Source organism: Peribacillus alkalitolerans, from assembly GCF_010882125.1.
GTDB lineage: Bacteria > Bacillota > Bacilli > Bacillales > DSM-1321 > Bacillus_BN > Bacillus_BN alkalitolerans.
In genome coordinates, this window is the sequence record NZ_JAAGVZ010000006.1 from 36984 (window position 1) to 49765 (window position 12782).

General features: G+C 38.6%; 13 protein-coding genes and 1 other annotated feature. Of the genes, 8 read left to right on the plus strand and 5 right to left on the minus strand.

From position 1 onward, the window contains the following. Positions 1 to 141: 141 nt before the first annotated feature. Both G3O09_RS09015 and G3O09_RS09020 read right to left on the minus strand, forming a co-directional pair. Entirely contained in the window at positions 142 to 1710 is a 1569-nt protein-coding gene (locus tag G3O09_RS09015) for a sodium/solute symporter (protein ID WP_163101157.1), read from the minus strand. After that, positions 1707 to 2066: a hypothetical protein gene (locus tag G3O09_RS09020; RefSeq protein ID WP_163101158.1), complete on the minus strand. Its 360-nt coding sequence runs from the start codon at positions 2064 to 2066 to the stop codon at positions 1707 to 1709. The genes G3O09_RS09015 and G3O09_RS09020 overlap by 4 nt, the downstream gene beginning before the upstream one ends. Before the next feature lie 194 nt (positions 2067 to 2260). On the opposite strand from G3O09_RS09020, the gene G3O09_RS09025 reads away from it, so the two are divergent. After that, positions 2261 to 3508, plus strand: coding sequence for a helix-turn-helix domain-containing protein (locus G3O09_RS09025; protein ID WP_163101159.1), 1248 nt, complete (start codon positions 2261 to 2263; stop codon positions 3506 to 3508). 38 nt (positions 3509 to 3546) lie between these two features. Here G3O09_RS09025 and mnmM read toward each other — a convergent pair whose 3' ends face one another. Both mnmM and mnmL read right to left on the minus strand, forming a co-directional pair. Next, positions 3547 to 4125 carry a tRNA 5-(aminomethyl)-2-thiouridylate-methyltransferase MnmM gene (gene mnmM, locus G3O09_RS09030; protein ID WP_163101160.1) on the minus strand — a complete coding sequence of 193 codons (579 nt, stop codon included), beginning with the start codon at positions 4123 to 4125 and terminating at the stop codon, positions 3547 to 3549. Between the two features lies 1 nt (position 4126). After that, on the minus strand, positions 4127 to 5092 hold the full coding sequence (gene mnmL / locus G3O09_RS09035) for a tRNA modification radical SAM protein MnmL/YtqA (RefSeq protein ID WP_240338392.1): 966 nt from the start codon (positions 5090 to 5092) through the stop codon (positions 4127 to 4129). A 258-nt stretch (positions 5093 to 5350) separates the two neighbouring features. On the opposite strand from mnmL, the gene G3O09_RS09040 reads away from it, so the two are divergent. From G3O09_RS09040 to G3O09_RS09050, 3 genes are all read left to right on the plus strand, one after another. After that, a complete protein-coding gene (locus G3O09_RS09040) occupies positions 5351 to 5614 on the plus strand; it encodes a YtzC family protein (RefSeq protein ID WP_163101161.1) in 264 nt (87 codons plus the stop codon). Positions 5615 to 5628: 14 nt separating this feature from the next. After that, positions 5629 to 5793: a glycogen biosynthesis protein GlgD gene (locus G3O09_RS09045; RefSeq protein WP_108672205.1), complete on the plus strand. Its 165-nt coding sequence runs from the start codon at positions 5629 to 5631 to the stop codon at positions 5791 to 5793. Positions 5794 to 6091: 298 nt separating this feature from the next. Continuing rightward, positions 6092 to 6883: a TIGR00266 family protein gene (locus G3O09_RS09050; RefSeq protein ID WP_163101162.1), complete on the plus strand. Its 792-nt coding sequence runs from the start codon at positions 6092 to 6094 to the stop codon at positions 6881 to 6883. 115 nt (positions 6884 to 6998) lie between these two features. Here G3O09_RS09050 and G3O09_RS09055 read toward each other — a convergent pair whose 3' ends face one another. Continuing rightward, complete coding sequence (locus G3O09_RS09055; RefSeq protein ID WP_163101163.1) at positions 6999 to 7574, minus strand: class I SAM-dependent methyltransferase; 576 nt, start codon at positions 7572 to 7574, stop codon at positions 6999 to 7001. Positions 7575 to 7789: 215 nt separating this feature from the next. On the opposite strand from G3O09_RS09055, the gene G3O09_RS09060 reads away from it, so the two are divergent. The 4 genes from G3O09_RS09060 (at position 7790) to G3O09_RS09075 (ending at position 12568) form a co-directional block, all read left to right on the plus strand. Next, positions 7790 to 8983: an MDR family MFS transporter gene (locus G3O09_RS09060; RefSeq protein ID WP_163101164.1), complete on the plus strand. Its 1194-nt coding sequence runs from the start codon at positions 7790 to 7792 to the stop codon at positions 8981 to 8983. A gap of 132 nt (positions 8984 to 9115) precedes the next feature. Further along, positions 9116 to 9341, plus strand: a binding site (T-box leader). 76 nt (positions 9342 to 9417) lie between these two features. Further along, positions 9418 to 11832 carry a leucine--tRNA ligase gene (gene leuS / locus G3O09_RS09065; protein WP_163101165.1) on the plus strand — a complete coding sequence of 805 codons (2415 nt, stop codon included), beginning with the start codon at positions 9418 to 9420 and terminating at the stop codon, positions 11830 to 11832. A gap of 173 nt (positions 11833 to 12005) precedes the next feature. Continuing rightward, a complete protein-coding gene (locus G3O09_RS09070; protein ID WP_163101166.1) occupies positions 12006 to 12320 on the plus strand; it encodes a rhodanese-like domain-containing protein in 315 nt (104 codons plus the stop codon). Between the two features lie 65 nt (positions 12321 to 12385). Next, positions 12386 to 12568 (plus strand): sporulation protein Cse60, encoded by a 183-nt coding sequence (locus G3O09_RS09075; RefSeq protein ID WP_163101167.1) that lies wholly within the window; start codon positions 12386 to 12388, stop codon positions 12566 to 12568. Positions 12569 to 12782: the final 214 nt, after the last annotated feature.

Here is a 12782-nt window from a genome sequence, read left to right on the forward strand (position 1 = left end):
TGAAGGTTAGGGCTTTATTATTAGATAGTATTATTTTTTTTATCTTAGAACAGTGTCTAGCTTCAAGCGCCATCCGCGACGCACAGGACGTGGCGGTTATTATCTGACGTACCTATCTTCAGGGCGCTCTCCGCTTTTCTATTATGCTGCTTCAGATTCTTTTGAGTGTACTTTTTTCATAAATTCATTAACATCTGCTGGAACTCTACGATCCAATTTTGAAACGATGTATACAGATAAGAATCCAATTGGAACTGTGATCAACCCAGGAACCTTAAACTGTAGGAAGGTTGGTAATGTTTGTGGCAAGAAAATCATGTACATGGAAACGGCCAAACCAATAACAAGTCCTGCGATGGCACCTTTCTCTGTCATCCCTCTCCACCAAATTCCTAATATAAAGATTGGAGTAAACGTACTTGCAGCTACAGTGAATGCAAGTGCAACCAAGTGTCCAATAGATGCTTCTTTAACCATTAAGCCTAATGCACCATAAAGGACACCAAGGATTAATATTGATACTTTACCTGCAACTACACGTTGTTTTTCAGTAATATTCTTACGGAAAAGGGACGCATATAGATCATGAGCTAATGCTCCAGAGCTCGCGATAAATAAACCTGATAGATTGGAGAAAATTGCTGCAAATGCACCTGCGATAACCAATCCTAGTAACCATTCTCCACCTAAAGCTTGGGCTGTAGAAGGGATAACCATGTTATTACCACCTGCTACTAAGTCCTTCATAACTTGGTCGCCTGCGTCTCCAGCAATGAAAATGGAGCGGCCAACAGCACCAAGATATACAGCGAAGAAGAAGAATACGCTTGCAATTCCAATTGCCATAAGTGCAGATTTACGAGCTGCCTTTGCACTAGGGTTCGTATAGAAACGTAACAAGATATGAGGCAAACCGATTGTACCTAATGAAAGACCAATAGTCATCGAAATGGTTTGCCAAAAAGTAGGGAAGTAGTTTCCAGTTCCTGTCCATGACTCACCGTTTACTGCAACATCTTTACCATCTAGTGCAAATTGAGAAGTATTGCTTACAGTTCCTGTAAATTCATTTATCGCCAATAAAATCTTATCATAGTGTAAGCCGCCATAGATTGCAGCAGCAACCATAAGGATGAATGCTCCTAGACGAATCCAAAGCTCAAGTGCTTGGTTGATGGTCGTCCCTTTCATTCCACCTATACCTACATAGAAAATCATTACAGTACATGTAAAGATAATTCCGAATTCATAGCTAGTACCAAAAAACATACTTAAAATTTGTGCAGCTCCTAATAATTGAGGTGCAGCGTAAAATCCAGAGATGGCTAAGACTACTGCAACTGCAGCAATACGAGCTCTTTTACTGTGAAAACGATAAGCTAGAAAATCAGCAACAGTATAAGCGCCAAATCGACGTAATGGACCAGCGACGAAGATTGCTAATAGAGTCAGCCCGATTGAAAAGCAGAATGCATAGTAAGCTCCATCGTATCCCAATTGAAATGTTAATCCTGCAATTCCAAGGAAAGTTGCAGCGCTTAAATAATCTCCACCGATAGCGGATCCATTTGTAAACCATCCAAAGCTACGGCCTCCTACGAAAAAGTCAGAAGATGTAGCATTTCTTTTTGTCAAATAAGTTATATAGACGATCGTTCCCATCAAGAGAATCGTCATCAGCATTTTTGGTTCTAATAGTGTGGCCATCATCCAAGCTTCCTCCCATCAGCTGATTTCTCATCAAGACTTTCGTATTTTTGAACACGTTTTTCATAGAGCTTAGTATGGATAAATGCGATCACAAAAGCCATTGCCATGGCGACAATGCTTGTTAAAAACCAGGAATAAGTCATTCCGCCCCACATTCTAGAAAACATAAAATCTGCAGCATACCAGTTTAAAATTGGAATGGCTAATATAAAAACATAGTAAAACAAGGTTAGCCTGAATCCTGTTTTGAATTCATCCTTCATGATTCTTGATGTTGTTTCATCCAATGGTTCCAACTCTGAAACATCGATCGTACCGGCTTCTACATACGCATATTCCGAGTACTCATTTGCCATGATAAATCCCCCTCTTAAAATGGTTTACCTTTGTCAAAATATTTTGAAAAAGGTTATTTTTACATCATTTTACGCGAGAGGATTAACAGATACCTTACACAATATTGTCCAAAACGTATAAATATTTGCTAAATTCTAAAAATTATGTGGTATGATGATTATGGGGAATATTGTAATTTGAGGAGGATATCATTGTGCTACACATCCAATTACAAATTAATGACGATGGTGAAAAAGCAAAAATCATGAATTGGATTCATGAAGTATATCCTGATCGCTTTCAATTTGGGGAAGCAAAAACGAATAAAAAACCAAATGTATTTATAATGGAAATCGAAAATTTATTTGATTGGGTCAAAATACATAGATATAAGAAAAATAATCAGCAATGCATGATTTTTCCTTTATTATCGCAAGAGTGGGTCCATACCTCTCCGATTGCCGTTGAGTTGAAGCTACAATCCATGTTCATAAAACCATTAAAAAGGAATAGCTTTATCCGTAACATTCGAAAAGTGGTCGAGGAAGTGCACCTTTTATCAAAAGATGTAACGGACTATAGAGGGATTTTCAAGGAAATTGAACAGCAAAAATCACTTCATGAGTTTAATGTCCCTTTTCAGGAGGCGTTTTTAAGACGACTATTAAGAGGGGAAATCTCTAACGAACAAGAAGTTGTACAAGCTAGATCATTTTTGACAGACATCACTATCCCGAATTGTGTTGTATTTATCCAAGGTTTCGTTTGTGATCCTGAGAGGGAGAAATTAGAGGGATGGCAGGCTACAAGCCTTATTCAAAGAACCTTACAAAAGCACTTTGCCAAACTGGTAGGGGCAACCTCCTTTATATCCTTTCGCAAACATTTATTGATGCTTCTCAGAGTTCCTGGTGCGCATACACATTTCCAAGACTGGAAGGACGGGGAAAACGTCCTTCTTCATATTATCCATGTACTTAAAGAAGAATATGGAATCCAATTATACATTGGGGTGGGATCAATTTATCAAGATCCGTTAAAACTCCACCAAGCTTATAGAGAAGCATTAAAAGCAAGAAGAACTCCCCCTTCAAATAAACTACAGCTACGCTATTATGATGATTTCACTAAAAACGAGCAGATACGAAAAGTCATTGACTATATTAATTCTAACTTTATGGATGAAATTCCGATTTCCGAAGCAGCAGGACAGGCTAGTTTTAGTCCTACCTACTTTAGTCGATTATTTAAAAAAGAGACAGGCAGGAGTTTTGTGGAGTATGTAACATTTGTTAGGTTACAAAGGGCAATCTGGGTGCTCCGGCATACAAATCAAACTATTGAACAAATCTCTGATGAGTTGGGCTTCAATACTCCTAATTACTTTAGCAGCATTTTTAAGAAATATGCAGGATTAGCGCCAAGTGATTATAGGGCTACAAAAGAAATTCTGTTCAGCTAAAATAAAAAAAGAGGTTCAATGACCTCTTTTTAAACTATTTATTTCCCTCTTTTTTCTATCGCGATAATAAAAGGAGGATTGTTTTTTTGATTCATGAAGCTATAATTCAGGACATGTGCCAAATCTTGTGGCAATGAAGTAACAAATTCGAGGAGGTCTTCTTTTTCCTTCGCTCCTTCTTCATGACCATGATAAATGACAAGGACAATGATTCCTTCTGGGGCCATTATCTCAAGCAACTGCTCTATTGCATCTATGGTTGTCTGTGAGTAGGTAGCAATGGATTTATCACCGCCAGGCAAATACCCTAGGTTAAAAATGGCTCCTGTCACTTTCCCATATAAATCCTTTGTTATATATTTTTTTATATGTTCATGACCATGATGGACTAGTGTGACACGATGATTCAATTCATTTTCAGCTAATTTAGCCCTTGTATTTTCAATGGCTTGTTCTTGAATGTCAAACGAGAAAACATGTCCTGCTTCTCCCACTAGCTTTGACAATAATAACGTATCGTGACCATTTCCAGCTGTAGCATCCACAGCAACGTCTCCTTCTTGAACGGCCATCTGCAATAACTCACGAGCGAATGGAAGAATTCTTTGGAGCTTCATGTTATACCTCAACTCGCATATTGTAATGTTTGCCTTGCCAACTGTTGCGTCTTTTTAGTTCTGCATCGATTCCATTCAATACTTCCCATTTATTGACGCTCCACATAGGTCCAATCATTAAATCGATTGGGCCATCACCAGTAATTCGGTGTACGATCATTTCAGGCGGTAAAATTTCTAACTGGTCACATACTAAACTTACATAGTCTTCATACGTAAGAAATTCAAGCATGCCTTTTTCATATTGTTTAACCATAGGAGTGCCCTTTAATAAGTGCAGAAGATGTATCTTAATACCTTGGACATCTAATTTGGCAACTTCTTTAGCTGTTTCCATCATCATTTCAGGAGATTCCAACGGTAATCCATTGATAATATGAGAACATATCCGTATATTATGCTTCCTTAATTTGTTAACACCATTAATATAGGCTTGGTAATCATGGGCTCGGTTAATTAAAAGTGCCGTTCTCTCATGTACCGTCTGAAGACCAAGCTCCACCCATAAATAAGTCCGTTCATTTAATTCGGCTAAATATTCCACAACATCATCAGGAAGACAATCAGGTCTAGTGGCAATGGATAATCCGACTACTCCCTCTTGTTTTAAGACCGCCTCAAATTTCTCACGTAATACTTCAACAGGTGCATGTGTATTCGTATACGCTTGGAAATAAGCCATGTATTTTCCGTCTTTCCATTTTAGATGCATTTTATCTTTGATGTCAGTGAATTGCTTTTCTAAATCGTCAGCACGATCCCCAGCAAAGTCACCTGACCCAGCGGCACTACAGAAGGTACAACCTCCAAATGCGACAGTGCCATCACGGTTGGGACAATCAAAGCCTCCATCTAGAGCGACTTTAAATACTTTATGTCCAAACACATTTCTTAAATGATAATTCCAAGTATGGTAGCGTTTATTGTCACTTGCAAAAGGAAATGGGTTTGTTACGGTACTATTCAAATGAATACCTCCTTTTAAACTTCCGCTCGGTATGATAAGCATAACCACTATTTTATCATGAACCATAACTTGCTACCAATAGCACATTGTTGGATACACTTAAAGTCAGCTTCCATCCTTTCCAACTTTATTTTCAATAAGGGTAACCCTTATTAGGCAAGATAATAGGGATGGTTGGTTAAATCATCACACAATGGTTTTTCAAACGTTTGTTTAATCTTGGTTGATGAAAGTGAAACAGATGCAGGAGGGCGAAAAATGGCTACTAGAGAATCTGTGGAAAATTTAGTACAGAACTGTGAGGATGTAATCCGAATCGCTCAGGAGCAGTATATAGAAGGTTCGAAACAAGAGCATTACAACGATGAACATTTCACGCAAAGTCAACAACTTCTAGAATCGGCCATTTATGAAATACAGAAAATGAATGATAGCTGTAACGGTCAACAACGTGAACAGTTAGCTCGTATGAAAATGCAGCTTATGCAATTACAAAGTGACATGTCTCATTTAAAACATTAATTCTGGAGGTTCACATGAAGAAAAGATCTAAACAAAATAATCCAGAGCAAAAAACACGTAATGGCATTAACAATCAAGATGTTGAGCTTGGGAAAGATTATGATCCAGTAAAAGAAGCAAAAAAGAGATATGAGCAGTCAGGTGGCCAACCGATAAAATCCAAGCAGCGTCAAGAATAAATGAAGGTAGGTCATTCGAATTTTCGGATGACCTATTTATTACTTTACTTTATGCATAAATTGGCAGCAAAGAAATAAGATGACTTTGTGGCTAATTTTAGGATTAAAGTTTATGGGAACTAGACATAGCCTTGGCGATAGCCAAGATTTCTAATGAATGAAGGATAAAAGAAGGTTCGATAAGTTGGGAAAAAAATTTGAAACTTGGGAATAAGTTACTCGTAGTATATAAAGTAGCAATTACTAAATTGCTCATTTACAATAAAAGTATTCTAACTATTTCAAATGGAGGTTTATTATGAACAATCACGAAATCGATTATAAGATCTATGGCGATGATATGCAGTTTGTGGAAGTAGAATTGGATCCTAAGGAAACAGTTGTAGCTGAAGCGGGAAGTTTAATGATGATGGAAGATCAAATACATATGGAAACTATTTTTGGAGACGGTTCCGCTTCTGGCGGCGGTGGTTTGATGGGGAAATTGTTCAGCGCTGGGAAAAGGGTAATAACGGGCGAAAGTCTTTTCATGACTACATTTACTAACAATGGACACGAAAAGAGACATGTTTCATTTGCATCACCTTATCCAGGGAAAATCATTCCGATGGATTTGAGTGAGCTCGGCGGAAAAATTATTTGTCAAAAAGACGCGTTTTTGGCAGCAGCTAAAGGAGTTTCCGTAGGAGTTGAATTCCAACGAAAAATTGGAGCTGGCTTCTTCGGAGGAGAAGGATTTATCATGCAAAAGCTTGAAGGAGATGGCCTGGCTTTCGTTCATGCGGGAGGTACGATCATTAAAAAGGAACTAGCACCTGGCGAATTGCTCCGTGTGGATACTGGCTGTCTAGTAGCCATGACTAGCGGAGTTGACTATAATATCGAAATGGTCAAAGGGGTTAAAACTGCATTATTCGGAGGAGAAGGTCTATTTTTCGCTACATTACGAGGACCAGGTACAGTATGGATTCAATCGTTACCTTTCAGCCGTTTGGCAAGTAGAGTGTTTGCTGCAATGCCAGCTGGTGGAGGGACAAAGGACGAAGGTAGCATTGCTCGGGGCTTATTTGATATGTTTAATGGAGATTGATTATTTTCAGCCCCCAGCCTTTTTAAGGTTGGGGGTTTATTTAAAAGGTTAGAGGATGAAAGTGAATGTCTAAAACAGAAGAAAAAATAACTCCAGATAGTATGTGATTTTTCAGTTATATTAGCGTTGCGCTCGTGTTACAAATTAGAACATTAGCAGGTGGTATATTTCTTCGAACCTTTTTTATATCTATTGACGGAAAGAAACGTTTAAATAGAGGTAATTTACACAGCGAATATTGAAATGTAATGAAAGTCCCAGAAGTTTCCTCCAATATTGACAATGTGCTTGCCATTATTTCTTCGGACTTATTGGGTGGAAGGTTGGCAAACGGCAAACCTGAAATCACGTAGTTTACACTTTGGATCCCTAATCTCTCCAAATGGTAGCTAGCATCTTCTGCTAATCCATGAATGATAAACAAATTCTCCTCATTCTTATATTTCTGCTTTAAGAATAAATAGAAATCCTCATCATTTTCAATAATTACCAAAGTAGTCAATGGATGACGGTATCCCAGTAGTAAGTCTGTAAAAATCCCGGTGCCTGGACCATATTCCACAATACAATCACTATGCTTGAAGTCTATATGCTCAACCATTCTATTTGCAAGATACTTTGAACTAGGCAAAATTGCGCCTGTTTGTTTGGGCTTTGTTAAGAATAGATTAATAAAGAATAATGAACTCATACTAATTCCTCCTGTATGTAACATATTGTCAATGGTACAAAAGGAATCTTAAGAAATGGCTGACAAAATTCTTAATAATTCTTAATAAATTACTGGTTTAAGTTATTAGAAAATTCATGAAAAACTTACTATTTCAATGGGTACAGATTTCCGTTGCAACTTTCACTCCTGCCACATACAATTATTTTGGCACTCGAAATAGAAGGAGGGTAAATATGCCGAAAAATCTATGGCTTATTGTGATCGGTATGGTGGTCAATGTAACTGGAGCTTCTTTCTTATGGCCGTTGAATACGATTTATCTACATAATGAGTTAGGGAAATCTCTTTCAGTCGCAGGTTTTGTTCTGTTACTCAACTCATTTGCGAGTGTGTTTGGAAACCTGATCGGGGGTACCTTATATGATAAAGTCGGAGGCTATAAATCGATTTTGACAGGAATCCTCATAACGTTGATTGCGTTAATAGGATTATGTATTTTTCATGATTGGCCTTATTATGTAATCTTTTTAACCATTATTGGTTTTGGTTCCGGAATCGTGTTTCCAGCCATATATGCTCTTGCGGGAGCGGTTTGGCCTGAAGGGGGAAGAAGGACCTTCAATGCCGTCTATGTTGCACAAAACTTAGGGGTAGCAATTGGATCAGCATTAGGTGGTTTAATTGCCAGTTACTCTTTTAACTATATATTCATCGCGAATACACTAATGTATGTGATTTTCTTCGGACTAGTGTTGTTTGGCTTTAAGAATATGGGAAGCGATTATGCACAATCTGTTAACATCATGACGGAAGGAAAGCCTGTAAAAAATAAGTCGATACTAACAGCCATTCTTATTTTATGCACAGGTTATCTACTATGCTGGGTAGGTTATGTACAATGGCAAACCACCATTGCAAGTTATACACAGGATATCGGGATTTCTTTAAAGCAATATAGCTTATTGTGGACAATTAATGGAGCATTGATTGTTTTAGGTCAACCGATTGTGAATAGATTAGTGAATAAGTTTGCCAAAAATTTAAAGAAACAAATCCTAATAGGTTTGGTCATTTTTATTGGCTCATTTGCGGTTGCTTCATTTGCCGGTAACTTTACTGGCTTCTTGACTGCAATGGTGATCTTAACGATAGGAGAAATGTTTGTTTGGCCAGCAGTCCCTACAATTGCTAGTGAGTTGTCACCTAAAGGAAAAGAAGGATTTTACCAAGGTCTTGTCAATAGTACTGCGACAGCTGGTAGGATGATTGGTCCTTTACTTGGCGGATTTTTAGTGGATTGGTATGGAATGCAACTGATGTTTGCGACATTTATGATCCTGTTCGTTGTGGCCATGGGTACAACAATCGTGTATGACCGAGTATTAAAGCGTGAGAAAACCGTTTATGTGAAAGGTCAAGCATCTTAATATCATAAATTGCTGTAACAGAAATGGCTTACTGCTCATACTATTAGAAAAAGTAAAAGTATGATGGTAAGCCTTCTTGCTTTTTTAGTTGGAATTGTCTAGAATAACCATATAATGAACTGATAAATTTAATAAAAGGCTTTGATAAGGAGTAGTAACTGTTAGAACCCGTTTTAGAGAGTTGGCGTTTGGTGCAAGCCAACCGGGATTGATGGTGAACTCGCCTTGGAGCTGCAGGCATGAAGTAAAATTAGTGCCTGACGTTTTGTCCACGTTACGGATGAACGAGCGGGGTGCATTTTTTGCGCCAACTAGGGTGGTACCGCGGGAGAATACATACAAACCTCTCGTCCCTTTTTTAGGGATGAGGGGTTTTTCTATTTCTCATTTCCTAATTCGGTTCAAGGAACATATTGAATGTAGGAGGAAGATGTATGAGTTTCAATCATCAAGGCATTGAAAAGAAATGGCAGCAGTATTGGGAGAACAATAAAACGTTCAAAACACAAGAAGAAAAGGGAAAACAAAAATTCTATGCATTGGATATGTTCCCGTATCCTTCAGGTGCAGGGCTTCATGTAGGTCATCCTGAAGGTTACACAGCAACGGATATCCTTTCACGTATGAAGCGTATGCAAGGATTCAATGTGCTACATCCAATGGGGTGGGACGCATTTGGTTTACCGGCAGAACAATATGCATTAGACACAGGAAATGATCCAGCGGAATTCACTGAGAAAAATATAGATACTTTCCGTCGTCAAATTAAAGCCTTAGGTTTCTCCTACGATTGGGATCGTGAAGTAAATACTACAGATCCTAGTTATTACAAGTGGACACAATGGATTTTCACTAAGTTGTATGAAAAAGGCTTGGCATTTGTTGATGAAGTACCAGTGAACTGGTGTCCTGCACTTGGAACGGTATTGGCGAACGAGGAAGTCATCGATGGCAAGAGTGAACGTGGAGGACATCCTGTTGAGCGTCGTCCAATGAGACAATGGATTTTGAAAATCACAGCCTATGCAGACCGTTTGTTGGAGGATTTAGAGGAATTAGATTGGCCAGAAAGCTTAAAAGAAATGCAGCGTAACTGGATTGGACGTTCCGAAGGTGCAGAAGTAACTTTTGGAATCGATGGCCATGGTGAGAGTTTCACAGTCTTCACGACTCGCCCTGACACTTTGTTTGGAGCTACTTATGCGGTGTTAGCTCCGGAACATCCTTTTGTTGAAAAAATTACATCAGCTGATCAAAAAGATGCAGTTGAAGCGTATCTTGACCAAGTGAAAAGCAAAAGTGACTTAGAAAGAACTGACTTGGCCAAAGACAAAACAGGCGTTTTTACAGGTGCGTATGCTATCAATCCTATAAACGGTGAGAAAATGCCAATCTGGATTGCGGATTATGTGTTGATGAGCTATGGAACAGGTGCTATCATGGCGGTTCCTGCCCACGATGAGCGCGACTACGAATTTGCTAAAAAGTTCGACCTTCCGATTGTGGAAGTAGTTGCTGGAGGCGAAATCGAAAAAGAAGCTTACTCTGGAGACGGAGCTCATATCAACTCTGATTTCTTAAATGGAATGGGTAAAGAAGAAGCCATCACTAAAATGATTTCTTGGCTTCAAGAAAAAGGCATTGGTGAAAAGAAAATCACTTACCGCTTACGTGATTGGTTATTCAGCCGTCAACGTTATTGGGGGGAGCCAATTCCAGTCATCCATTGGGAAGATGGCACAAGCACAGCATTAAGCGAAGATCAATTACCGCTTGTTCTACCTAAAACAAAGGATATCAAACCTTCTGGTACAGGCGAATCTCCGCTTGCAAACATTGAGGAATGGGTAAATGTAACGGATGAAAACGGTCGAAAAGGCCGCCGTGAAACGAACACAATGCCACAATGGGGCGGTAGCTGCTGGTATTACCTTCGATATATTGATCCAAAAAATGAAGAAGCATTAGCAGATGCAGAGAAGCTTAAGGAATGGTTACCTGTCGATATCTATATTGGTGGTGCTGAGCATGCTGTTCTACACTTGTTATATGCTCGTTTCTGGCATAAATTTTTGTATGATATCGGTGTAGTCCCAACTAAGGAACCGTTCCAAAAATTATTTAACCAAGGTATGATCCTAGGTGAAAATAATGAAAAAATGAGTAAATCCAAGGGGAATGTCGTGAATCCAGACCACATCGTGGAAAGCCATGGTGCCGATACATTACGTCTTTACGAAATGTTCATGGGACCTTTGGAAGCTTCAATCGCTTGGTCCACAAATGGATTAGATGGTTCTCGTCGATTCTTGGATCGTGTATGGCGCTTATTAGTAGATGATGAAGGGAAAATTACAAGCAAATTGGTAGACAGCGATGATTCCGGCAAGCTTGAAAAAGTATATCATCTTACTGTTAAGAAGATTACAGAGGATTATGAGGGCATTCGTTTCAATACAGCCATTTCACAATTGATGGTGTTCATCAACGATGCTTATAAAGCAGAAGCCTTGCCAAAAGCTTATATAGAAGGATTTGTTAAGCTTCTTTCTCCAATTTGTCCACACATCGCGGAAGAGCTTTGGAATAAGCTAGGTCATGAAGAAAGTATTACTTATGCTACTTGGCCAGCTTTCGACGAAGCGAAACTTGTGGATGATGAAGTAGAAATCGTCGTTCAAATCAATGGTAAAGTAAAAGCTAAATTAGTCGTTCCTGCAGATGCAACTAGAGAAAACCTAGAAGAAATCGCATTAGGAAATGACAGCGTAAAAGAACAAATCGATGGCAAAACTGTTCGTAAAGTCATTGCAGTACCAGGGAAATTAGTAAATATTGTTGCTAACTAATTTTGTTATAATGGAAGGACTAATCTTTATGGTTAGTCCTTTTATTATTTAAACTTATATCTTGCGCCAATTTAGAAGTCGTTTGACGTAGGATTCGACTTGCCAATCGCTAAAGCTAAGGCTTGGTGTTAGCAAAGTTTTCTAATTAATCGATTAAGCGAGGGACTTAAAAAATGGAAGAAATCAAAACAATCAGTGCATCAGAGGTGGAACAATCTCTGGATCAGGGCAAGCAGCTCCTGTTGATAGATGTCCGTGAGGATTTTGAAGTAGCTAACGGGATGATTCCAGGAGCCATGCATATTCGTATGAATGAAATTCCTTCAAGCTTAGAAAAGTTAGAGGAAGATAAAGAATATATCATCGTCTGTGCGGCTGGTGTGCGTAGTGAAATGGTATGTCGTTATCTCCTGGAAAATGGCTTTAAGGCTATTAATATGGAGGGTGGCATGTATAGCTGGTCTGGGGAAATAGAGATTAAACTGTAAACCTCTTGTTTTAAAACTCTCCCAATCTGTCAATAATGGAAACAAAAACGGGGAGAGTCATGAGTATGATTAAAGTGAAATTATTCGACCACGAACACGAAAAGGATTTAGAAAAAGATATCAACTCTTTTTTATATAACTTAGATGACGATCAGTTAGTTGACATCAAATACAATGTTGCTGCCATCCAAGAAGATGAAGATGATCAAATTTATTGTTTTAGTGCGATGGTTATTTATAGGGGATGATTAAAAGGGAGGGACTTAATAAATAAGTCCCTCCCTTTTACTATAAGATTTGAAAAGTGTTGAATGAGAGGGGAGCGGTCAGACGGTTGCTTTCTTTTTAAGGGTTTCTTTTTAACTCGTTTGTCTTTTAATCCTTCCTCTCTAAGTCTTTCATATTTAAGAACCCACTCATTGATTAATTTCTTAGTTGGAATATCAAGCTTCTCTGCGATTT

Coding starts and splice junctions, on each gene's coding strand:
- G3O09_RS09015 (WP_163101157.1), bottom strand. CDS start 1,710: ATGATGGCCACACTATTAGAACCAAAAATGCTGATGACGATTCTCTTG.
- G3O09_RS09020 (WP_163101158.1), bottom strand. CDS start 2,066: ATGGCAAATGAGTACTCGGAATATGCGTATGTAGAAGCCGGTACGATC.
- mnmM (WP_163101160.1), bottom strand. CDS start 4,125: ATGAAGCTCCAAAGAATTCTTCCATTCGCTCGTGAGTTATTGCAGATG.
- G3O09_RS09040 (WP_163101161.1), top strand. CDS start 5,351: ATGGCTACTAGAGAATCTGTGGAAAATTTAGTACAGAACTGTGAGGAT.
- G3O09_RS09045 (WP_108672205.1), top strand. CDS start 5,629: ATGAAGAAAAGATCTAAACAAAATAATCCAGAGCAAAAAACACGTAAT.
- G3O09_RS09050 (WP_163101162.1), top strand. CDS start 6,092: ATGAACAATCACGAAATCGATTATAAGATCTATGGCGATGATATGCAG.
- G3O09_RS09055 (WP_163101163.1), bottom strand. CDS start 7,574: ATGAGTTCATTATTCTTTATTAATCTATTCTTAACAAAGCCCAAACAA.
- G3O09_RS09060 (WP_163101164.1), top strand. CDS start 7,790: ATGCCGAAAAATCTATGGCTTATTGTGATCGGTATGGTGGTCAATGTA.
- leuS (WP_163101165.1), top strand. CDS start 9,418: ATGAGTTTCAATCATCAAGGCATTGAAAAGAAATGGCAGCAGTATTGG.
- G3O09_RS09070 (WP_163101166.1), top strand. CDS start 12,006: ATGGAAGAAATCAAAACAATCAGTGCATCAGAGGTGGAACAATCTCTG.
- G3O09_RS09075 (WP_163101167.1), top strand. CDS start 12,386: ATGATTAAAGTGAAATTATTCGACCACGAACACGAAAAGGATTTAGAA.